The organism is Streptomyces sp. NPDC001668 (assembly GCF_042893155.1).
Lineage (GTDB): Bacteria > Actinomycetota > Actinomycetes > Streptomycetales > Streptomycetaceae > Streptomyces.
The window spans coordinates 650,759-673,478 of the sequence record NZ_JBIAUQ010000002.1 but is presented as its reverse complement, the minus strand read 5'-3'; the positions used below and the strand labels follow the sequence as shown (position 1 = coordinate 673,478).

At 72.5% G+C, this 22,720-nt stretch carries 15 protein-coding genes and 1 pseudogene; 10 read left to right on the top strand and 6 right to left on the bottom strand.

The window, feature by feature from the left end; genetic code table 11:
• Nucleotide 1: 1 nt before the first annotated feature.
• Nucleotides 2-2,038, bottom strand: coding sequence for an iron uptake transporter permease EfeU (gene efeU, locus ACFYZ8_RS08500; protein ID WP_388531294.1), 2,037 nt, complete (start codon nucleotides 2,036-2,038; stop codon nucleotides 2-4).
• Between the two features lie 226 nt (nucleotides 2,039-2,264).
• Entirely contained in the window at nucleotides 2,265-3,638 is a 1,374-nt protein-coding gene (locus ACFYZ8_RS08495; RefSeq protein WP_388531297.1) for a Tat pathway signal sequence domain protein, read from the bottom strand.
• 531 nt (nucleotides 3,639-4,169) lie between these two features.
• Between ACFYZ8_RS08495 and ACFYZ8_RS08490 the strand changes: the two genes are divergently transcribed.
• Nucleotides 4,170-5,909 carry a glycoside hydrolase family 15 protein gene (locus ACFYZ8_RS08490; protein ID WP_388531300.1) on the top strand — a complete coding sequence of 580 codons (1,740 nt, stop codon included), beginning with the start codon at nucleotides 4,170-4,172 and terminating at the stop codon, nucleotides 5,907-5,909.
• A 43-nt stretch (nucleotides 5,910-5,952) separates the two neighbouring features.
• Here ACFYZ8_RS08490 and ACFYZ8_RS08485 read toward each other — a convergent pair whose 3' ends face one another.
• Nucleotides 5,953-6,330 (bottom strand): DUF6479 family protein, encoded by a 378-nt coding sequence (locus ACFYZ8_RS08485; RefSeq protein WP_359037025.1) that lies wholly within the window; start codon nucleotides 6,328-6,330, stop codon nucleotides 5,953-5,955.
• Between the two features lie 107 nt (nucleotides 6,331-6,437).
• Between ACFYZ8_RS08485 and ACFYZ8_RS08480 the strand changes: the two genes are divergently transcribed.
• The 5 genes from ACFYZ8_RS08480 (at nucleotide 6,438) to ACFYZ8_RS08460 (ending at nucleotide 12,860) form a co-directional block, all read left to right on the top strand.
• Nucleotides 6,438-6,812 (top strand): ferredoxin, encoded by a 375-nt coding sequence (locus ACFYZ8_RS08480; RefSeq protein ID WP_359037027.1) that lies wholly within the window; start codon nucleotides 6,438-6,440, stop codon nucleotides 6,810-6,812.
• A gap of 70 nt (nucleotides 6,813-6,882) precedes the next feature.
• On the top strand, nucleotides 6,883-8,061 hold the full coding sequence (locus ACFYZ8_RS08475) for an acyl-CoA dehydrogenase family protein (protein ID WP_388531304.1): 1,179 nt from the start codon (nucleotides 6,883-6,885) through the stop codon (nucleotides 8,059-8,061).
• Nucleotides 8,062-8,070: 9 nt separating this feature from the next.
• Entirely contained in the window at nucleotides 8,071-8,916 is an 846-nt protein-coding gene (locus ACFYZ8_RS08470) for an oxygenase MpaB family protein (protein WP_388531307.1), read from the top strand.
• 61 nt (nucleotides 8,917-8,977) lie between these two features.
• Entirely contained in the window at nucleotides 8,978-11,215 is a 2,238-nt protein-coding gene (locus ACFYZ8_RS08465; RefSeq protein ID WP_388531310.1) for a tetratricopeptide repeat protein, read from the top strand.
• 73 nt (nucleotides 11,216-11,288) lie between these two features.
• Nucleotides 11,289-12,860 (top strand): phytoene desaturase family protein, encoded by a 1,572-nt coding sequence (locus ACFYZ8_RS08460; RefSeq protein WP_388531313.1) that lies wholly within the window; start codon nucleotides 11,289-11,291, stop codon nucleotides 12,858-12,860.
• Between the two features lie 28 nt (nucleotides 12,861-12,888).
• Here ACFYZ8_RS08460 and ACFYZ8_RS08455 read toward each other — a convergent pair whose 3' ends face one another.
• Entirely contained in the window at nucleotides 12,889-13,701 is an 813-nt protein-coding gene (locus ACFYZ8_RS08455) for an SDR family NAD(P)-dependent oxidoreductase (RefSeq protein WP_388531315.1), read from the bottom strand.
• Between the two features lie 54 nt (nucleotides 13,702-13,755).
• On the opposite strand from ACFYZ8_RS08455, the gene ACFYZ8_RS08450 reads away from it, so the two are divergent.
• From ACFYZ8_RS08450 to ACFYZ8_RS08440, 3 genes are all read left to right on the top strand, one after another.
• A complete protein-coding gene (locus ACFYZ8_RS08450; RefSeq protein ID WP_359037040.1) occupies nucleotides 13,756-14,607 on the top strand; it encodes a helix-turn-helix transcriptional regulator in 852 nt (283 codons plus the stop codon).
• Between the two features lie 104 nt (nucleotides 14,608-14,711).
• Entirely contained in the window at nucleotides 14,712-15,821 is a 1,110-nt protein-coding gene (locus ACFYZ8_RS08445; protein WP_388531317.1) for a nitronate monooxygenase, read from the top strand.
• The gene (locus ACFYZ8_RS08440; protein ID WP_388531319.1) at nucleotides 15,818-17,371 is read left to right on the top strand and encodes an acyl-CoA synthetase; all 1,554 of its coding nucleotides are present in this window, start codon (nucleotides 15,818-15,820) and stop codon (nucleotides 17,369-17,371) included. The genes ACFYZ8_RS08445 and ACFYZ8_RS08440 overlap by 4 nt, the downstream gene beginning before the upstream one ends.
• Before the next feature lie 11 nt (nucleotides 17,372-17,382).
• Here the strand turns inward: ACFYZ8_RS08440 and ACFYZ8_RS08435 are convergent.
• Nucleotides 17,383-19,722 (bottom strand): annotated as a pseudogene (locus ACFYZ8_RS08435) (penicillin acylase family protein).
• Between the two features lie 63 nt (nucleotides 19,723-19,785).
• Between ACFYZ8_RS08435 and ACFYZ8_RS08430 the strand changes: the two are divergent.
• Nucleotides 19,786-21,282 carry an acyl-CoA synthetase gene (locus ACFYZ8_RS08430; protein ID WP_388531321.1) on the top strand — a complete coding sequence of 499 codons (1,497 nt, stop codon included), beginning with the start codon at nucleotides 19,786-19,788 and terminating at the stop codon, nucleotides 21,280-21,282.
• Between the two features lie 34 nt (nucleotides 21,283-21,316).
• Here ACFYZ8_RS08430 and paaK read toward each other — a convergent pair whose 3' ends face one another.
• Nucleotides 21,317-22,612 (bottom strand): phenylacetate--CoA ligase PaaK, encoded by a 1,296-nt coding sequence (paaK, locus tag ACFYZ8_RS08425; RefSeq protein ID WP_388531323.1) that lies wholly within the window; start codon nucleotides 22,610-22,612, stop codon nucleotides 21,317-21,319.
• Nucleotides 22,613-22,720 lie beyond the last annotated feature (108 nt).

The following is a 22,720-nucleotide window of genomic DNA, read 5'->3' as shown; positions in this document are numbered from 1 at the left end:
TTCACGCGGACTTCCTGATCTCCAGCAGGTCCGGCACCGGCGACAGATCCTCCAGGAGCTGCCCGGTGGCCCCGTTCAGCCGGGCTCGCGTGGTCGCGTCGAGCCGGTCGACCGGGGTCCAACTCCCACCGTGGTGCGCGGAGTCGAGCAGTTTCTGCACCCGGGCGATGTCGGCGCCGACGGTGGGCAGCAGACGCGGGGCGCGGCTGGTCAGCAACGGCCGCAGGACGGTGAGCAGTTCGCGGGTGCCGGCGAGATTGGCGTCGGCGGTGGCGAGTTCGGTGCCGCTGCCCTGGTCGGCGTCGCCGGTCAGTTCGAACTGGAGGGTGTTCTCGAGGATCTCGTGGGCGCGCAGCGGCAGGTCCCCGGGGTCGAAGTCCTGGGTGGGGAACGCCTTGCGCAGTCCGGCGGCGTCGGCGGCCAGCCGCTCGGCGGGCGCGGTCAGTCCGCTCGCGGACTCGCCGTGCCACAGGCCGTACTCGATCCGGTGGAAGCCGGAGAAGTCCTTGTCGTGCACTCCGCCGGGGAGTCCGTCCGGCCTGCCGTCGATCTTCTGGTCGTAGTCCTGGAAGGTGCCGTAGGCGGCGCCGAGCGAGGCGTAGGTGCGGTGCGCGGTCAGCCAGTCGGCGCGGGCCGTGCCGAGACGGCCCGCCCTGACATCGGCGCTGAGCCGCCGGGTCTGGGTGGCCAGGGCGGTCAGGCCCTTGTCGACGTAGGCCTTGTACGCCGTGAGGGGCGCGGTGAGGTCGGCGGCGGAGACCGGGACGACCGCCGTCGTGGTCCCACCGCCGCCCGTGACCCGGACCACGCGGGAGGTGACCGCCTTGCCGGTGCTGGGCACACAGCGCCAGGCGTATGTGCCGCCCGTGACGGTCGCGGCCAGATCGCGGGTGGTGCCGGGTGCGAGGCCCTCGACCTCGCCGTAGACCGCGCCCGTGTCCGGGTCCATGAGGTAGACCTCGGAGGTCCTGGTCCCGGTGTTGTGCATCCGGAAGGTCCGGCGGCCCGGCTTCGGTGCGGTGAAGCCCTGGCCGCAGTCCGTCTCGGACACGGCCACGGTCTGGGCACCGGCCGGACGGGAACCGCCGAGGGCCACGGCCGCCCCCGCCAGTACGGCGGGCACGGTGACGACCGCGACGGGGACGGCCCAGGCGGGGCGGCGCCGGGCGGACGCCGCCGGGCCGGCGGGCTTCGTCTCCCGCGCCTTCGGGGCGGGCGGCGCCGGACGGGTCGCAGCGCCGCGCAGGAACAGCGTCATCACCACCGCGAGATAGCCCGCGTACGCGGCCACCTGGAGCCAGGTCATGGTCGGCGTCAGGTTGAACACGCCCTGCACGAGGGTGCTGTACCAGGCCCCCGCGTCGACGCTGCCGCCCAGATCGACGGCGTACGACGTCCCGCCGGGCAGCACCCCGCCCTCCTGGAGGTCGCGCAGACCGTACCCGAGCACGCCCGCCGCGATGACGACGAGGACGGCTCCGGTGGCGGTGAAGAACCTCGTCAGGTTGATGTGCAGGACGCGGCGGTACAGCCCCCAGCACAGGCCCGCCGCGAGGACCAGGCCGATGCCGGCACCGGTCAGCGGACCCGCGGACTCGCCGGCCGCGCGGGCCGTGGTCCACAGGAACAGCGCGGTCTCCAGGCCCTCGCGGCCCACCGCCAGGAACGACGTGACGATCAGCATGCCCGCGCCCATGCCCAGCGCCCCGGTGACCTTCTCCCGGATCTCGCCGGAGAAGGTGCGCGCCGAGCGGCGCATCCAGAACACCATCGCGGTGACGAAGCCGACCGCCACCACGCTCAGGGCGCCGCCGAACGCCTCCTGGGCGGTCCCGGACAGGGATGCCGCGGTGAAGGTCAGCACGGCGCCGAAACTCAGGGCGAGGGAGACCGCGGCCAGGACGCCCGTCCACACCTGCGGCAGCCGGGCTCGCGCACCGGACCGCACCAGCGTGGCGACGAGAACGGAGACGATCAGCCCGGCCTCCAGGCCCTCCCGCAGTCCGATGAGGAAGCTGGGAAACGCGTCGTCCCACATGGGCGCTGAGACCCCTTCTGACAGTCGTTCTCGGCCCGCCGCGGTCGCTGGTTAGCGAAGGCACGCCTTACTTACGCCGACCATCATGGGTGCACGCAGGCAGGCTTCCGGTCATGGATCAGCAGTTATCCGGTCATCTCCCTGCAATGGGGCAGCAAAGATCGCCACGCCGCCGGTTGCCATGCACCGTGCCGCCCCGGTCGCCACGTCACCGCCGTGCGGGCGATCACCCCCGCAGCGGATTGGCGCGGGCCACCGCCAGGAGGTACCAGGCGGTGGCGCCGGTGTGCCGGTACGGGTAGTAGCCGAACCCGAAACCGGTGTCGAGCGGGCTGCTCGCCGAGACGACCCCGGAGCGCGCCGGGAGGGCCGTGCCGCCGACCGTCTGGGCGCCGCCGAGCAGGTCCTGGGCGCGCTCGATCGAGCCGAGCAGCCTGCGGGCGCGCTTCTCGTCGCCGGAGTCTCCCCGGTGGCGCAGCGCGAGCGCGAGGTGGGCGGTGCCCTCGAACCAGACGCCGTTGCGGTCGGGCCTCGGCTGGCCGTCCGCGATCGGGGCGCCCTCGTTCGCCAGCAGGCTCGCGGAGCTGAAGGTGACGCCCTCGTAGGACTGCCCGGAGGGAACCGTGCTGTTGGGGTGGTCGGCGGTGTCCCGTACCGCCAGCTCGGCCGCGGCCCAGTCGAGGGAGCGGGAGTGGGCCGGGGAGGCGAGGGCGAGGTGGGTCCAGGTCTGGGTGTCCTCCGGGACGGGGGACCTGTTGACCGTCACGCCGTCGTTGGTGCCGGTGTAGAAGAAGCCCCCCGACGGCTCCCACATCTTCTCGACGAAGGCCCTGGCCCGCGCGCGGCGCTCCCGCCAGACCCTGTCCCCGGTCAGCCGGGCCAGCCGCCCGAACAGGCCGACCAGGTCGGTGTTGTGCTCGGTCGAGGTGAACGGCAGTCTCCGGTCGGCCCCGTCGACCCCGAACTTGTAGCCGCCCAGCGGCTCGTCGGTCCGTCCCACCCGCTCGATCCACTCGCCGATCCGCACCGCGCCGGTGAGGAAGCGCCGCTCACCGGTCCGCCCGGCGAGCGCGCTCAGCGCGATACCGGCCCACGCCATGTCGCCCACGGCGGTTCCGGTGAAGCCGAACTGTGTACCCACGTTGGCCGTACCGTCCGCCTTGACGAACCCGTCCGGCTGCGGGGAGCCGTCGTAGAAGGTGTACGGCCCGACGTTGTACGCCTGCCGCAGCCGGCCGTCGTCGAACACGGGGTCGTGGGTCTGGGCGTACAGCAGCGCGTCACCGAGGGCCACGGCCCGCGACTCGCCCCCCGGGCAGGCGAGATGTGCCAGGACGGCGAGGGCGTTGTCGTACGTGAACGCCGTGCTGAACAGTCCCGCCTGGTCCGTGTAGCTCTGGGTGAGCCGGAGGGCACCGTGGTCCGGGTAGGCGTCCATGGCGGTGGCGAGGAAGGTCTGCGCGCGGCGGGGCGCGGAGGCCGCGGACGCGCCTTGCGACGCCCGGGCGGTGCCGGTGCTGGTCGCGGTGAGGGCCGCGACTCCGAGGCCGGCCCCGATGAGCGTACGGCGGCTGAGGGGCGGGCGGGGGCTGCCGGTCATGGGTCTCCTCGGGAGGTACGGGCCGCGATGGGTGAGAGCGCTCTCAAAGGGGCGGGCTCATTCTGCTGTGGCGCAGGAGGCGGGTCAACGCATGGGATCCGCAAAGTAGTTGGCGGTGTCTGGGGTGAGCCGGTTCGCGGGGGGAGGGGGGCTTCACCGGCTGCCGTCGGTGTGCGCCCTGGGCCTGCCTGCCCGGGAGTCAGCCGGACGGGGCGCTCGGCCCCGCCGTCCTCGGCATGCTGCGGACCACCCGGGCGCCGGACAGCTTCCCCCTGGGATCTGGCCGACACCGGTCTGACCGGACCAGACCGGCCCGGACCGGAACGGCGGGCGAGCGGATCGTCGCGGGGCGGAGGCGCCCTGTGGGAGGCCTTCCTGGCCGGGCAGGGGCCGTGCCAGGCGGGTGCGGGGAGGTCTGACCGACCGGGGCGATGCCAGATGGAGCGACGGCTTCCCGGGCGTCGCGACACCCCCCTCGACACTCCCTCGACACCCCCGTTGACCTCCCCACCCCCTGGGTACCCGTACGCCATGAGCACCCCCTTCCCGCCCCACGCACTGCACGACTACGCGCTGCTGGCCGACGGTGAGCGCGGGGCGCTCATCGGGCCCGACGGCGCCATCGGGTGGATGTGCGCCCCCACCTGGCACGACGAGGCAGTCTTCGCCGGTCTGGTCGGCGGTCGGGGCGCGTACGCCGTCACTCCTGTCGGCCGGTACGTCTTCGGCGGCTACTACGAGGACGGCACGCTCATCTGGCGCAGCCGCTGGGTCACCGACGACGGCATCGTCGAGTGCCGTGAGGCCCTCGCCTTCCCCGGCGACCCGGACCGCCTCGTCCTGCTGCGGCAACTGCGCGCCGTGGACGGCCCCGCCCGGGTCCGTGTGGTCCTCGACCCGCACAGCGACTACGGCGCGACACCGATCGACCGCGGCTCGGTCCGCCGTGCCGACGACGGTGTGTGGGAACTGCGCACCGGACGGCACCGATGGCGCTGGCAGGGAGCCCCCCACGCCGTCGCGGGGGAGCGGGGGCTGACCACCGAGATCGAGCTGAAGCCCGGCGAGCGGCACGAACTCGTCCTGGAGTGCGCCGTGTCCCCCCTGCCGGCCGAACCCCCGGAGCCGGAGCGGGTCTGGGCCGCCACCGAAGCCGCCTGGCACAAGACCGTCCCCGCCCTCGACGGCACCGTCGCCCCCCGCGACGCACGGCGGGCGTACGCCGTCCTGCGCGGCCTCACCGCGCAGGGCGGGGGCATGGTCGCGGCGGCCACGACCAGCCTGCCCGAGCGCGCCGAGGAGGGCCGCAACTACGACTACCGGTACGTGTGGATCCGCGACCAGAGCTACGCGGGCCAGGCCGCCGCGGCCGTCGGCGCCCACGACCTCCTCGACGCGGCCGTCGGCTTCGTCACCGAGCGCCTGCACGCGGACGGGCCCCGGCTGGTGCCCGCCTACACCGTGCACGGCGACCCCGTCCCCGCCCAGCGCGAACTCGACCTGCCCGGCTACCCCGGTGGCTTCGACCGCGTCGGCAACCAGGTCCGCGAGCAGTTCCAGCTCGACTGCTTCGGCGAGGCCCTTCTGCTGCTCGCGGCCGCCGAACGCCACGGGCGCCTCGACGCGGGCCACTGGAAGGCCGTGGAGACGGCAGTGCGGGCCATCGCCGGCCGGTGGCGTCAACCCGACGCGGGGATCTGGGAATTGGGCGACCGACTGTGGACCCACAGCAGGCTCATCTGTGTCGCCGGGCTACGGGCCGTGGCCGCGGCGGCACCCCGCCATCCGCTCGCCGACACCTGCACCGCCCTGGCCGGCACGCTCCTCCACGACGCCGAAAAGACCTGCCTCCACCCCGACGGCCACTGGCAGCGCACCCCCGACGACCCGTCCGTGGACGCCGCCCTGCTGCTGCCCGGCGTACGCGGAGCCCTGACCGCCGACGACCCGCGCACCCGGGCCACCCTCGCCGCGTGCCGTCGTGAACTGGCCGACGACCACTTCCTCTACCGCTTCCGACACGACGAGCGCCCCCTGGAAGAGGCCGAGGGCGCCTTCCTGCTGTGCGGGCTCGTCATGGCGCTCGCCGAACACCAGCAGGGCCGAACCGTCGAGGCGTACCGCTGGTTCGAACGCAACCGGGGCGCCTGCGGGGCCTCCGGCCTGTACGCGGAGGAGTTCGACATCGCCCAGCGCCAGCTGCGCGGCAACCTCCCGCAGGCCTTCGTGCACGCACTGCTGCTGGAGACGGCCGCCCGGCTCGGTGAGTGAGGGGCGGCCGTCTCCAGCAGCAGTGCGTGCAGGGCGGTGGGTGTCAGCCGCCCCCCGGCCCGCCACTGCCGAACGATCCGCTGCTGCCCTCGTCCCAGCGGGGCCGTTCCTGCGACGACCCGGTCCGGGTCGGACTGTTGCCGTGGTTGGGCAGTTCGTGCGGGGTCAGCCGGGTGTCGCTGCGGGGCACCTCGTCGGGCTCCCGGTGCTCCCGGACCTCACGGACCGGCCCGTCATCGGGCAGCCTCGGCTGTTCCTCGGGAGTGGGCGGACGCGACTCGCGGCGCCTGAGGCGGGAGCCGAGGAAGAAGGCGCCGATCAGCACGGCCACGACCACCACTCCCGCGGCGATCACTCCGGCCGCGAGGCCGCCCCGGCCCGCGGCCATGTCCATCCATTCGCTGTTCAGGGCTTGGTTCATGCCACGCGAGTACCCCTGGTCACCGGAGCGAACCGACCCGTCCCGCAGAGACGGAAACCCGCGGGATCTCGGGGTTTGGCGGCCCGGAGCCCGGCTACCCGCCCGTTGTGACGACTTCGACTTCTCAGCAGGAGCTCTTCCGGTTCCTGGAGGACCGGTTCGCGTGTGCCCAGGCCTGCACCGAGTGCGCACGGGCCTGCGCGCTGCGTGCGAGCCTGGTCGACCCGGACGGGAGCGAGGAGCAGGAACTACTGCGGCGCAAGGGCATCATGTGCGCCGAGGTGTGCGACGCGACCTGCCGGGTGCTGTCCGAGGAGAACCACCTCGACGAGGCCGGCATCCGCGTCCAGCTGGAATGGTGCCGGTCGGTGTGCCTGGAGTGCGCGCAGGTCATGGACCGGCACGCCGGTTGCGAGGACGCCGCCAAGGCGTGCCGCGAGTGTGCCCAGGCCTGCACGGACTTCATGGCGACCCTCGTCTGACCGTTCCCAATTTCTGGAACACGTTCTACCGTGTGCGCCGTCAGGACCGGCCTGGGAGCCTGGAGGCGCCGTGCATCTCGACCACACGCCCGAGCAGCAGCGGCTGCGCACCGAACTGCGCACCTACTTCGCCGACCTGGTCCCGGACAACGCGCACGCGCGCTTCACCGACCGGGACGCCCAGAAACGCTTCTACCGCGACACCATCCGCCGCCTCGGCATCGACGGCTGGCTCGGCGTCGGCTGGCCCAAGGAGTACGGCGGCCGCGGCCTGACCGCGATGGAACAGTTCATCTTCTTCGACGAGGCCGCCCAGGCCGGCGTACCGCTGCCGCTGATGGCCCTCAACACCGTCGGGCCGACGATCATGCGGTACGGCACCGAGGAGCAGAAGTCCTGGTTCCTGCCGCGCATCCTCTCCGGTGAGATCGACTTCGCGATCGGCTACAGCGAGCCCGACGCGGGCACCGACCTGGCCTCCCTGAAGACCCGCGCGGTGCGCGACGGCGACGAGTACGTCGTCAACGGCCACAAGATCTGGACCACCAACGGGGACACCGCCGACTGGGTCTGGCTCGCCGTGCGTACCGACCCGGACGCCCCGCCGCACAAGGGCATCACCATGCTCCTGATGCCGACCACCGACCCCGGTTACTCCTGCACGGTCATCAACACCCTCGCCTCGCACGACACCACGGCCAGCTACTACGAGAACGTCCGCGTCCCCGTCTCGCACCGGGTCGGCGAGGAGAACCAGGGCTGGCGGCTGATCACCAACCAGCTCAACCACGAGCGCGTCACGCTGGCCGCCCACGGCACCATGGCGATCCGCGCCCTGCAGAACGTCCAGCGCTGGGCCATGGAGACCAAGCTGGCCGACGGCCGCCGCGTGGTCGACCTGCCGTGGGTGCGCCGCCGCCTCGCCCAGACCCACACCCGGCTCGACGCCCTCAAACTCCTCAACTGGCGGATGGTGAACGCCGTCCAGGACGGCACGCTCACCCCGCAGGACGCCTCCGCGGTCAAGGTCTACGGCTCCGAGGCCCGCCGGGACGCCTACGCGTGGCTCATGGAGATCGTCGCGGCGGCCGGCGCGCTGAAGGAGGGCTCGGCGGGAGACGTCCTCCACGGCGAACTGGAGCGCGGGTACCGCTCGGCGGTGATCTTCACCTTCGGCGGCGGCAACAACGAGATCCAGCGGGAGATTATCTCGTGGATCGGTCTGGGTATGCCGAGGGTACGGCGTTAGCCTGCGGGCATGACAGGTGACCCGGGGTTGTTCGGTCCGACGTCCGTGACCTGGCAGATGCACGGCGACCCGATGATGTGGGTCGCCGGCATCCGCGCCCTCTACCTCCAGGCCCTGCACCCGCGGGCGGTGCGCGGAGTCATGCAGAACTCCGACTTCCGGCGCGACGCCTGGGGCCGGCTGATGCGCACCGCGAACTTCGTCGGCACCACGACCTACGGCACCACCGAGGCCGCCGAGAAGGCCGGCGCCCGGGTCCGGAAGATCCACAGCATGCTCGGGGCGACCGACCCCGGCACCGGCGAACGCTACGGCGTCGACGAACCCGGCCTCCTGCTGTGGGTGCACTGCGCGGAGATCGACTCCTACCTCCAGGTCGCCCGCCGCTCCGGCTTCCCCCTCACCGACGAGCAGGCCGACCGCTACATGGCCGAACACCGGGTGAGCGCCCGCCTGGTGGGCCTGGACCCCGACGCCGTACCGGCGAACCGGGCGGAGATGGCCGCCTACTTCGACAAGGTGCTGCCCGAACTCGCCGCCACGCCGGAGTCCCGCGCCGTGGACGACTTCCTGCTCCGCCCGCCGACGCACCCCCTCCTGGTCCCGGCGCGCGAGGTGCTGTGGCGGCGCGTGGCGCAGCTGGCGTACGCCGCCCTGCCGCCGTACGCCCACGAGCTGTACGGCAGGAAAGCCCCCGAACCCACCGCTGTCACCCGTCGGTTGCGTGCCACCGGCACCCTGCTGCGCTGCGTCCCCGCACGTCTGCGCTGGCAACTCCCGCCCAAACACATCCTCCGTGCCATGGCACGGCTCGGACCGGGCACCCGGCCCGCCCCGTACAAACTCGGACGATAGGTCGCCATACTGGACGAGCCAGGGGAGGGCGGGACGAACTCTACGGGGGCGGTCGCAGGAGATGGGGGACAGCAGGCTCATCCAGGGGCGGTACCGACTGCTCGACCTGATCGGGCGCGGGGGCATGGGCGAGGTGTGGCGGGCCCGCGACGAGTCGCTGGGCCGCCATGTCGCCGTGAAGTGCCTCAAGCCGCTGGGCGGGCAGCGCGACCAGTCCTTCACCCGGGTCCTGCGCGAGCGGTTCCGGCGGGAGGCCCGGGTGGCCGCCGCGCTCAGCCATCGCGGGGTGACCGTCGTCCATGACTTCGGCGAGTTCGACGGTGTCCTCTACCTGGTGATGGAGCTCCTGGAGGGGCGCAACCTCAGCCAGCTCCTGGAGGACAACAAACAGCACCCCCTGCCGGTCGCCGACGTCGTCGAGATCGCCGACCAGGTCGCCGCCGCCCTCGCCTACACTCACCAGCAGGGCATCGTGCACCGGGACCTGAAGCCCGCGAACATCGTCCGGCTCACCGACGGCACCGTGAAGATCTGCGACTTCGGCATCGCCCGCCTCGGCCACGACGTCGACTTCACCTCCCGGCTGACCGGCACCGGCATCGCGATGGGCACCCCGCACTACATGTCGCCGGAGCAGATAGGCGGTTCCGAGGTCGACCAGCGCAGCGACCTGTACTCCCTGGGCTGCGTGCTGTACGAGATCGCCACCGGGGCACCGCCGTTCGACCTGGAGGACGCGTGGGCGATCCTCGTCGGCCATCGCGACACCCCACCCCGGCCGCCGCGCAGCCACCGCGCCGAACTCCCCGAGTACCTCGACAAGGTCATCCTCGACCTGCTGGCCAAACAGCCCGAACAACGCCCGCACGACGCGCGTGAGCTGGGCCGACGGATCACGCTGGGCCGCACCACACCGGCGTACGTGCCCACCGTGGTGACCCCGCGCCCCGACTTCGACCCGCCTAGGCCGGACCGGGCCCGCGAGACCCGGCTGCCCTCCTGGACCCGGGGCATGACGACCGGCCACAAGGCCACCGGCGCGGGCCTCGTCACCACACCCCCGGACGCCGGGGCCGGTCTCACCGGTGAGTGGATCGCCCGACCCGCCACCGGCCGCGTCGAGGAGCCCGTGCCGGACCAGCCGCCGCCCTCCGCGCAGGCCCTCACGGCGCTCGCCGGACGGCACAACGCGGGGCTCAGTCTGGGGCGCCTGGGCCGCTGGGCGGAGGCCGGCGAGGTGCACCGCGCGGTCGCCGCCGAACGCGAGCACCTGCTCGGCCCCGACCACCCCGACACCCTGGCCAGCCGCTACGAGGTCGCCTTCACCCTCAGCCGCACCGGCCGCGCCGCCGACGCCCTGCGCGAGTACAAGCACGTGGCCGCGACCAGGACCCGCACCCTGGGCGCCGACCACCCCGACACCCTCGCCGTCCGCCAGGAGATGGCGTACGTCCTCGGCCAGTTGGGCCGCCACTTCGACGCCCACCAGGTCTACAACTCGGTGCTCGCCGCCCGCGAGCGCGGGATGGGCCCGGACCACCCGGACACCCTGCGCTGCCGCCACAACCTCGCCTTCAACCTCAGCAGACTCGGCCGCCTGGAGGACTCGTACCGCATGGCCTGCGAGGTGGCCGCGGCACGCGCCCGGGTGCTGGGCCCGGAGCACCCCGACACACTGGTCACCCGTTACGAAGTCGCCTACGCGCTCGGCCAGTTGGGACGCTGGGGCGAGGCCCTTCAGACCTATCACGAGGTCGCCGAGGCCCGAGTCCGGGCCCTCGGCCCCGGCCACCCCGACACCCTCGCCGCCCGCTACGAGGTCGGCATCAGCCTCGGCCGCCTCGGGCGCAGCGCCGACGCGCTCCAGCTCTACCGCGACCTGATCGAGGACCGCACCCGCGTCCACGGCCCGGCCCACCCCGAGACCCTGCGCGCCCGCCACGGCCTCGGCGTCAACCTCGGACGCCTCGGCCGCTGGGAAGAGGCCCTCGCCGAGTCCCGGGACGTGTGCGCGATCCGCGAACGTGTCCTTGGCGCCGACCACCCGGACACCCTGGTCAGCCGCCGCGAGGTCGCCGTCGGCCTCGGCTGGCTCGGCCGCTGGACGGACGCCCTGACCGAGTACCGCACCGTGGCCGCCGCCCGCGAACGCGTCCTCGGCGCCGACCACCCCGACACCCTCGCCAGCCGCAACGACGAGGCCCACTGCCTGGAACAGCTCGGCCGGGGCGCGGAGGCGGTCGAGCTCTACCGCCGGGTCGCGGTACTGCGGCAGCAGCGGGCCTCCGGAGCGCGGTGACCCGGGAGCGGGGCCGTGGGTCGGCTGCCGCGCACCTCTGGCCGACCTAGATCACCACGTGTTACGAAGAACCATGCCTGCACACGAGGGACACCACCGCCGCTACGACGCCGTCATCGTCGGCGGGGGCCACAACGGCCTGGTCGCCGCCGCCTATCTGGCCCGGGCCGGACGCTCCGTACTGGTCCTGGAGCGGCTCGGGAACACCGGGGGCGCGGCGGTCTCCACGCGGCCGTTCGCGGGGGTGGACGCCCGGCTGTCCCGCTATTCGTACCTGGTCAGCCTGCTGCCCAGGAAGATCGTCCGCGACCTCGGCCTGGACTTCCGCGTCCGCACCCGCAACGTCTCCTCGTACACCCCCGTGGAACGCGACGGCAGGCCGACCGGACTGCTCGTCGGCGGCGGTGAGCGCCGCACCAGGGAGGCCTTCGCCCGGCTCACCGGCGGCGAAGGCGAGTACCGGGCCTGGCAGCGGTTCTACGACCTGACGGGCCGCGTCGCGCAGCGGATCTTCCCCACTCTCACCGAGCCCCTGCCCACCCGGGACGAACTGCGGTTGCGGGTGGACGACGAGGAGGCCTGGCGGGTCCTGTTCGAGGAGCCGATCGGTGTGGCCGTGGAGGACCGTTTCGCCGACGACCTGGTCCGGGGCGTGGTCCTGACCGACGCGCTCATCGGCACCTTCGCCGACGCCCACGACCCCACCCTCAAGCAGAACCGCTGCTTCCTCTACCACGTGATCGGCGGCGGGACCGGCGCCTGGGACGTGCCCGTCGGCGGCATGGGCGCCCTCACCGACGCCCTGGCCACCGCGGCACGGGAGGCGGGCGCGGTCCTCGCCACCGGACACGAGGTCGTCGGGATCGCCGCGGACGGAAGCTCGGCGGAGATCACGTACCGCACCGCCGAGGGGGAGGGCACGGTCGCCGCCCGGCACGTCCTGGTCAACGCCTCTCCGCGGGAGCTCGCCACCCTCACCGGCGACGGGCCGCCCACGCCCGCCGAAGGCGCCCAGCTCAAGGTCAACATGCTCCTCAAGCGCCTGCCCCGGCTGCGCGACACCGAGGTGGACCCGCGCGAGGCGTTCTCCGGCACCTTCCACATCGCCGAGGGCTACCAACAGCTCGCCGTCGCCCACGCCCAGGCCGCCGCCGGCCGGCTGCCCGACGCCCCGCCCTCCGAGATCTACTGCCACTCCCTCACCGACCCGACGATCCTCGGCCCGGACCTCGTCGAGCAGGGCTACCAGACCCTCACCCTGTTCGGCCTGCACACCCCGGCCCGGCTCTTCGACCGGGACAACGACGCCGTACGCGAGGAACTCCTCAAGTCCACCCTCGCCCAGCTCGACGCCCACCTCGCCGAACCGCTGGCCGACTGCCTGGCCACGGACGCGGACGGCCGGCCCTGCATCGAGGCGAAGACCCCGCTCGACCTGGAACGGGACCTGCGGCTGCCCGGCGGCAACATCTTCCACCGAGAACTGTCCTGGCCGTACGCCGAGGAGGGCACCGGGCGGTGGGGCGTGGAGACCCGCCACGCGAACGTGCTGCTGTGCGGGGCGGGCGCGGTGCGCGGCGGCGGGGTGAGCGGGGTGCCGGGGCACAACGCGGCGATGGCCGTGCTGGAGGAGCTGGGCGGCTGACGCCCCCCCCGCCTGCCTGCCCGTACCGTCAGGCCCGGATCCCGCCGTCGACCCGGAGGACCACTCCGGTGACGTACGAGGCCCGGTCGCTCAGCAGCCAGGCCGCCGCCTCGGCGATCTCGGCCGGGTCGGCGCCGCGGCCCAGGGGGGTCTGTGCGACGAGTTGCTCGACGATGCCCGGGGAGCTCGTCTCCCACTCGTCGATCATCTCCGTCAGTGTGGTGCCGGGGGCGAGGGCGTTGACGCGGATGCCCTCCGGGCCGTACGTGGCGGCGGCCGACGCGGTCAGGCTGTTGACCGCCCGCTTGGCGGCGCCGTACGCGGGCAGCCACGGGTTGGCCATCAGACTGCCGACACTGGAGTTGTTGACGATGGCGCCGGTCCCGGCGGTGGCCCGGATCGCGGCGATCTCGGCGTTCATCGCCAGCCAGGGGCCCTTGAGGTTGACGGAGACGACGTGGTCGAAGTCGGCCTCGGACAGCTGGTCCATGGGGCCGGGCTGCTGGATGGTCGCCCCGTTGTTGAAGGCGACGTCGAGCCTGCCGTACAACTCGACGGCCCGGTCCACGGCGGCGCGCACGCTCGCCGGGTCGGCCAGGTCACAGCGGACGTAGTCGGCCGTGCCGCCCGCCGCGCGGATCTCCTCGGTCACCGCCTTGAGCTGGGACTCCGTGCGGGCCGCGAGGAGCACACGGGCGCCTTCGCGGGCGAACAGCCGGGCGGCCGCCGCGCCGATACCGCGTCCGGCACCGGTGACGAAGGCGACCTTGCCGGCGAGCAGATGAGTGGTGGTCATGGTGTTGTCCATGGAGACGAGCCTGCGGCCGGCGCCGAGGCGCATCCAGGCACCGGCAGTACCTGGCTGGGCAGCCCGCCGCCCGCGCACACTGGGACCGTGGACCGACGAGAACTGGCCGACTTCCTGCGCAGCCGACGCGCGCGCATCACCCCCTCGGACGTGGGGCTGCCCGCCGGGCCGCGCCGCCGCACCCCGGGTCTGCGCCGCGAGGAGGTGGCCCAGCTGGCGTACATCTCCACCGAGTACTACACCCGCCTGGAGCAGGCACGCGCTCCCCGTCCCTCCCTGGAGGTCCTGGCGCAGGTGGCCCGCGCCCTGCGCCTGTCGGACGCCGAACGCGACCACCTCCACCACCTGGCCGGCACCCCGCCGGGCCCGCCGCCCGGCCCCTCCCGCGAGGTGCGGCAGAGCATCGTGGACCTGCTGCACCGGCTGCCGCAGGCCGCCGCGATCGTCATCTCGGCCACCCACGAGGTCATCGCCTGGAACGACCTGGCCGCGGCGCTCATGGAGGACTTCTCCGCCCTGTCCCGGCGCGACCGCAACCTCGTGAGGCGCGCCTTCCTCGGCCCGCACCCGGAGGGGCGGCCCCTGTACGGGGTCTCCGACGGGGAGGAGTTCGCGGTCTCCTCGGTGCAGCAACTGCGCGCCGCCTCCGCCCGCTATCCCGATGATCCGGAGCTGACCGGCCTGGTGGCGGAACTCCTCGACGGGAGTGAGGAGTTCGCCCGGCTGTGGGCCGCCCATGACGTCACGGCCGGCCCCACGCTCTGCAAGACCTTCGACCACCCCGTCGTCGGTCCGGTCGTCGTCAACTGCGATGTCCTGGACATCGCCGACCGCGACCAGCACGTCGTGATCTACACGGCCGCCCCCGGCTCCCCGTCCGAGGAGGCGCTACGGCTGCTGTCGGTCATCGGCACCCAGCGGCTGGACATCCGCGGCTGACCTCCCAGTCACCGGAACACCCGCAACCGTATCCGGCGACCTGAATCTGACGGAGCATCAGAAAACCTCTTCCGTCGTCCGGAGGTCTGCGGCATCCTGCGCCCATGCAGACGGAGCTGAGCAAGAAACTGGGAGTCGAGCACGCCGTCTTCGGCTTCACGCCGTTCCCCGCCGTCGCCGCGGCCATCAGCCGGGCCGGCGGCTTCGGAGTGCTCGGCGCGGTCCGCTACACGGCCCCCGACGACCTCAAACGCGACCTCGACTGGATCGAGGCCCACGTCGACGGCAAGCCGTACGGCCTGGACGTCGTCATGCCCGCCAAGAAGGTCGAAGGGGTGACCGAGGCGGATGTCGAGGCGATGATCCCCGAGGGGCACCGGCAGTTCGTCCAGGACACCCTCGCCAAGTACGGCGTGCCCGAACTCGCCGAGGGCGAGGCGTCCGGGTGGCGCATCACGGGCTGGATGGAACAGGTCGCCCGCAACCAGCTGGACGTCGCCTTCGACTATCCGATCCGGCTGCTCGCCAACGCCCTGGGCTCCCCGCCCGCCGACGTCGTGGCCCGGGCGCACGAGCGCGACGTCCTGGTCGCCGCCCTCGCGGGCAGCGCCCGGCACGCGGTCAAGCACAAGGAGGGCGGCATCGACATCGTGGTCGCCCAGGGCTACGAGGCCGGCGGCCACACCGGGGACATCGCCTCCATGGTCCTCACACCGGACGTCGTCGACGCCGTGGACCCGCTGCCCGTGCTGGCGGCGGGCGGAATCGGCAGCGGTCAGCAGGTGGCGGCCGCGCTGGCACTCGGCGCCCAGGGGGTGTGGCTGGGCTCCATATGGCTGACCACCACAGAGGCGGAGCTGCCCTCGCCCAAGCTGATCGAGAAGCTGCTCGCGGCCGGCTCCGGCGACACCGTCCGCTCCCGCGCGCTGACCGGGAAACCCGCCCGCCAGCTCCGTACGGAATGGACCGACGCCTGGGACTCCGCCGAGGGGCCCGGCACCCTGCCCATGCCCCTCCAGGGCCTGCTGGTCGCCGACGCCGTCTCGCGCATCCAGAAGTACGAGGTGGAGCCTCTGCTGGGTACGCCCGTCGGCCAGATCGTCGGCCGGATGACCAGCGAACGCAGCGTCCAGGCCGTCTTCGACGACCTCACCCGCGGCTTCGAAAAAGCCGTCGATCGCATCAACCGCATCGCCGGAAGGAGCGGCCAGTGACGAGCACACCTCCCGCGGGCTTCTGGGCCCAGGCCGCCCAGGACCCTTCGCGTACGGTCCTCATCGCCCCCGACGGCTCGCCGTGGACCGCGGGCCGCCTCCACGCCGCCGCCAACCAGCTCGTGCACGGACTGCGGGCCGCCGGCCTCGAACGCGGGGACGCCTTCGCCGTCGTCCTGCCCAACGGACCGGAGTTCTTCACCGCGCATCTCGCCGCCAGCCAGGCCGGCTTCTACCTGGTCCCGGTCAACCACCACTTCGTCGCTCCCGAGATCGCCTGGATCGTCGCCGACTCCGGCGCCAAGGTGCTGATCGCCCACGAGAGGTTCGGGGAGACCGCACGCCAGGCCGCCGACGAGGCCGGCCTCCCGGCGAGCCGCCGGTACGCGGTCGGCGAGGTCGGGGGCTTCCGGCCGTACGCCGAACTCCTCGACGGGCAACCGGAGTCGCCCCCCGCTGACCGTGAACTCGGCTGGGTCATGAACTACACCTCGGGGACGACGGGCCGCCCGCGCGGTATCCGGCGGCCCCTGCCCGGCAAGCTGCCCGAGGAGGCGTATCTCGGCGGCTTCCTCGGCATCTTCGGCATCCGGCCCTTCGGGGACGACGTCCACCTCGTCTGTTCGCCGCTGTACCACACCGCCGTCCTCCAGTTCGCGGCCGCGTCCCTGCACATCGGGCACCGGCTGGTCCTCATGGACAAGTGGACGCCCGAGGAGATGCTGCGGCTCATCGACGAACACCGCTGCACCCACACCCACATGGTCCCGACCCAGTTCCACCGACTGCTGGCCCTGCCCGAGGACGTGCGAGCGCGCTACGACGTCTCGTCCATGCGGCACGCCATCCACGGCGCCGCCCCCTGCCCCGACCACGTCAAGCGGGCGATGCTCGACTGGTGGGGGCCCTGTGTGGAGGAGTACTACGCGGCCAGCGAGGGCGGCGGAGCCTTCGCCACCGCCGAGGACTGGCTGAAGAAGCCCGGGACGGTCGGCAAGGCCTGGCCGATCAGCGAACTCGCGATCTTCGACGACGACGGCAACCGGCTGCCGCCCGGTGAACTGGGCACCGTGTACCTGAAGATGAACACCGGCGGCTTCGCCTACCACAAGGACGAGGCCAAGACGCGGAAGAACCGCATCGGAGACTTCTTCACCGTCGGCGACCTGGGACTCCTCGACGAGGACGGCTATCTCTTCCTCCGCGACCGCAAGATCGACATGATCATCTCCGGCGGGGTGAACATCTACCCCGCCGAGATCGAGTCCGTCCTGCTCCAGCACCCCGCCGTCGCCGACGCCGCCGCCTTCGGCATCCCGCACGACGACTGGGGCGAGGAGGTCAAGGCCGTGGTGGAACCGGCCCCGGGCCACACACCCGGGCCGGACCTGGCCGCCGACGTCCTCGCCCACTGCGCCGATCGACTCGCCGGATACAAGCGCCCGAAGAGCGTCGACTTCATCGCCGAGATGCCCCGCGACCCCAACGGCAAGCTGTACAAGCGACGGCTGCGGGACCCGTACTGGGAGGGGCGCTCCCGGCCGGTGTGAGCCTCAAGGCCTCAGGAACGGACCCGGACCACCCTCAGCGCCGGCGACGACAGAATGTCCTTCTCGCAGAACCGGGACGTCACCCACTTCTCCGCCGAGAACAGCCGCGTCTGGTCGCTGAAGTGCGGTGAGTCCGGGTTCGAGGACTGGGAGTACGTCAGCAGGGTCCGGGCCACCGGGCAGCGCCCGCCGTCCCAGCCCACCGCCTGGATGTAGCTGGACCCGCCCGCCGGGTCCCACACCGGCTCGACCTTGTTCCACACCGTTCCTGTGGACTGAGCGGGAGTGGGTCCGTCAGCCGCGCGCCCCGAACGGTCTTGGGCGTACTGGTCCCCGGCGTACTCGACCCCGGGGCGGCGACACGCATCCTGTGCGTGGTCCGGGCCCGGGAGGCCCCGGACCATCTCTCTGGTGGAGCGGGGGCCCCGCACGCTGACGCCGTACCCGGTGTCCCAGGCCGCACGATCACGTTAGCCCGATCGGCCCAGGACTCCGCAAGCCCGCAAGTAGACGATCACACGATCTAGCTAATTCGCCCTCGTGTGCACTCTCCGGCGAGCATCTACAACCCCCAGCGACTCGGTGCCGCAGGGGAACGGCGATGCGCTCGCCGCGTCCTCCGCCGTGAGGCCGCCCGCGGTCACCCGGTTGGCGAACTGCTGCGCCTGAAGGTCCCGTACGGTCAACCGCCCCCGCGCGGCCATCGCGGACACGTCCCGCAGCGCACCGCGCGTCCGCATCGAGCGCTGGGTCCCGACGGTGCCGAACACCCGCTCGTACCCGGTGACGGGGCGCTCGGCATTGGCCAGCCAGGCACTGTCGTTGGAGTTCTCCGCGTACGGCGCGTCCTTGAGCACCGGCATCTTCGCGGGCCCGAAGATCCCCGGCTGCACGGCGTCCGGATCGCTGCCCAGGGCGCAGTCGCCGCGCGAGCCGTCCAGGACCGCCACACCCGAGGCGGGGTAGGTGACCTTGCCCAGCGGGGTGGAACAGCGCTGTGCCAGCTCGTCGGTGATCCGGGGGAGCACCTGGGACTGCGTGAACAGGGTGTGCCCCCGTGAGTCGGCGGCGATCGTGTTGACCCACGGCAGCCCCTGCGTGCGCTTCAGCGCGCCCAGTACGTCGCTCGTGCCGCGGGCCCTGCTGAAGCCGAGGGCCGTGTCGGAGGCGCGCAGGTTGGTGGCGTTCGGGTCGTTCAGGGCGTACGCCGTCGTGGTCGTCCAGGGCAGCGGCAGCGCGGCCCCGAGCGAGGTGACGACCGGTCCGTACCGCGTCCACCACTGGGCCCGCGTGACCGGTGCGCCGTCCTTGACGGCGACGGTCACCTCGCGCCTGGTCATCCGCTCGGGCCTGCCGTCCAGCAGATACGTGGTCGGGTCGGCCGGGTCCAGGGTGAGCTGGTGCAGGTTGAGGGTGACCCCGGTGGCGACGGTGTGGCTCCAGGCCACCTGGGCGTTGTGGCCTATGGAGATGGTGGCCGAGCCGAGCAGCGAGCCGCCCGCGATGTTCAGTTCCCCGGGGATGGTCTGCTGCGACTGCCAGAAGCGGCGGCCGCCCTGCCAGGGGTAGTGCGGGTTGCCGAGCAGGAGTCCGCGGCCGTTGGCCGTCGTGGCCCCGCTGAAGGCGACGGCGTTGGAGCCCATGTCGGCGGAGTCGGCGGCGAACAGGTCCCGGGCCGCGCGGGCGGCATCGCGTGCGTTTGGCGCTTCGGCCGTCGGGGTGGTGGGCGCGGGCGGCTGCGCGGCGGTGATGCCGTCCACGGCCCTGCCCTGGCCGCCCAGCACGGCCGGCGCGAAGTTGCGCGCGGCCACGTCCTGGACCGACACGGGACGCACCCAGTCGGCACCCCGGCACGCCGGGTGGGTGATCCGGTTCTTCCTCAGTCAGGTGTTGTAGCCCGCGGCGAAGCCCCGCATCAGGTCCTTCACCGCACGGCTCGGACCGCGCGGTGCCGGTTCGGCCATCAGCCGCTCCACCGTCCCCGCCTCCCGCACCCCGCGGAAGTACAGGTCGCTGGAGACGTTCTTCGTGGCCGAGGAGAGCGCTGCGTCGGCGGGCGCGTCGGCCCCGAAGAACCGCGAACGCTCGCCGCGCACGGTCACGAACCCGTCGGCGAGCGTGCACATCTGGTCGGCGGCCTGCGCCCACCCGGTGCCGAAGCCGAGGTCCGCGTAATTCTTCGCAAGGATGTGCGGGATGCCGTACTCGGTGTAGCGGATGGTGGCGGACAGACCGCCGTGGGACGGATGTTCCTGTTTCTGCCGGTCCTGCGCGGCTGCGGCCGGCAGGGTGCCGACCGCAGCGAACAGGGCCACGGCAGCGATGACGGCGCGTCTGGGGCGGGTGCGCATCGTGCCTCCCAACGTCATTGAGGGAAGGAGCGGTTGAGCGTACCAACCGGTAGGTTGTCCCGTATGACGCCTGGACACGGCAGTACGGTTGACGGGGTGCTGCGGCGCAGCGCCCGGCGCACCCCGGCACGCGTCGCGGTGGAGTACGGCGAGCGAGCGTGGACGTACGAGGAACTCGACGACGCCGTCTCCAGCGCGGCGCGCCTGCTCCTCGACCAGGGCCTCGACCCCGGTGACCGGGTCGGCGCCTACGGCCACAACTCGGACGCGTACCTGATCGCCTTCCTCGCCTGCGCCCGCGCGGGGCTGGTGCACGTGCCGGTCAACCAGAACCTCACCGGGGACGATCTCGCGTACATCGTCGGCCAGTCGGGCAGCACGCTCGTCCTCGCGGACCCCGACCTCGCCGGGCGACTCCCCGACGGCGTCCGTACGCTGCCCCTGCGGGACACCGACGACTCCCTGCTGGCACGCCTGGACGCCACGACGCCGTACGACGGTCCGGAGCCGCGCAGCGAGGACCTGGTCCAGCTGCTGTACACCTCGGGCACGACGGCGCTGCCCAAGGGCGCGATGATGACCCACCGCGCCCTGGTGCACGAGTACCTGAGCGCCATCACCGCCTGCGACCTGAGCGCCGGCGACCGCCCCGTGCACTCGCTGCCGCTGTACCACTCGGCCCAGATGCATGTGTTCCTGCTGCCGTACCTCGCGGTCGGCGCGACGAACATCATCCTCGACGCGCCCGACGGCGACCGGCTCTTCGACCTGATCGAACAGGGGCGCGCGGACAGCCTGTTCGCCCCGCCCACGGTGTGGATCGCACTGTCCAACCGCCCCGACTTCGCCACCCGCGACCTCGGCGGACTGCGCAAGGCGTACTACGGCGCCTCGATCATGCCGGTGCCCGTCCTGGAACGGCTGCGCGAGCGCCTGCCGAAGCTGGCCTTCTACAACTGCTTCGGCCAGAGCGAGATCGGCCCGCTGGCCACCGTCCTCGCGCCCGACGAGCACAAGGGGCGGATGGACTCCTGCGGCCGCACCGTGCTGTTCGTCGACGCACGGGTCGTGGACGAGGACGGCAAGGACGTACCGGACGGCACGCCCGGCGAGATCGTCTACAAGTCCCCGCAGCTGTGCGAGGGCTACTGGGACAAGCCCGAGGAGACCGAAGCGGCCTTCCGGGACGGCTGGTTCCACTCCGGCGACCTCGCCGTGCGGGATGCCCACGGGTACTTCACGATCGTCGACCGGGTGAAGGACGTCATCAACTCCGGTGGCGTGCTGGTCGCCTCACGCCAGGTCGAGGACGCCCTGTACACGCACGACGCCGTCGCCGAGGTCGCCGTCGTCGGCCTGCCCGACGAGCGGTGGATCGAGGCCGTCACGGCGGTCGTCGTCCCGCGCGGTGAGGTCACCGAGGCCGAACTCCTCGACCACGCCCGGGAGAAGCTCGCCCACTTCAAGGCGCCCAAGCGGGTGCTGTTCGTGGACGAGCTGCCGCGGAACGCGAGCGGGAAGATCCTCAAGCGGGAGCTGCGGGACCGGTTCGCGTCCTGAAGGGCCGGCGGGCGAGGCGGGCCGGGCTCGACGGCTAGCGGGGGCGCTGGTCGACGATCCGGCGGATCTTTCCGACGGACCGCTCCAGTGACTCCGGTTCGACGATCTCGACACCGACCGACACCCCGATGCCGTCCTTGACAGCCGCCGCGATGGCCCGCGCGGCGGCGTCGCGGGCCTCGGGCGTGGCGCCGGGCCGGGCCTCCGCGCGCACGGTGAGGGCGTCCAGGCGGCCCTCGCGGGTGAGGCGGAGCTGGAAGTGGGGCGCGACGCCCGGGGTGCGCAGGACGATCTCCTCGATCTGGGTGGGGAAGAGGTTCACCCCGCGCAGGATCACCATGTCGTCGCTGCGGCCGGTGACCTTCTCCATCCGCCGGAACACCCGGGCCGTGCCCGGCAGCAGCCGGGTCAGATCCCGGGTGCGGTAACGGATGACGGGCATGGCCTCCTTGGTGAGCGAGGTGAACACCAGCTCACCCTCCGCCCCGTCCGGCAGGACCTCCCCGGTGATCGGGTCGACGATCTCCGGGAAGAAGTGGTCCTCCCACACATGGAGCCCGTCCTTGGACTCCACGCACTCCTGCGCGACGCCCGGGCCGATCACCTCGGACAGCCCGTATATGTCCACGGCGTCGATCGCGAACCGCTCCTCGATCTCCCGGCGCATCTCCTCCGTCCAGGGCTCGGCACCGAAGACGCCCACGCGCAGGGAGGTGCTCCGCGGGTCGACGCCCTGCCGCTCGAACTCGTCGAGAAGGGTGAGCATGTACGACGGGGTCACCATGATGATCCGGGGTTCCAGGTCCTGGATCAGCTGGACCTGGCGGGCCGTCATGCCGCCGGACGCGGGGACGACCGTACAGCCGAGGCGTTCGGCGCCGTAGTGTGCGCCGAGGCCACCGGTGAACAGTCCATAGCCGTACGCCACATGCACCACGTCCCCGGGCCGGGCGCCGGCCGCCCGGAGGGAACGCGCCACCATGTCCGCCCACAGGTCCAGGTCGTTGTCGGTGTATCCGACGACTGTGGGGCGCCCGGTGGTGCCGCTGGAGGCATGGATGCGGCGCACATGGTCCCGGGGCACGGCGAACATCCCGTACGGATAGTTCTCGCGCAGGTCGGCCTTCGTGGTGAACGGGAACCCGGCCAGATCGCCCAGGGACCGGCAGTCGTCCGGCCGGACACCGGCCTTGTCGAAGGACTCCCGGTAGAACGGCACATGCTCGTACGCGTGCCGCAACGACGCCCGCATCCGCTCCAGCTGCAACGCCCTGAGCGCCCCGGCATCCAGCCGTTCCCCCGAGTCCAGCAGCTCCGCCGCATCCGTCATCGGAACGCCCCTTTCGCCAACCCCATCATTACGGGCGACCGATCATTCGGTCCATGTGCTGGGATCAGTAATCCAGGCGATCGCCCGCGAGGCAAGAGGCGCGCGGGA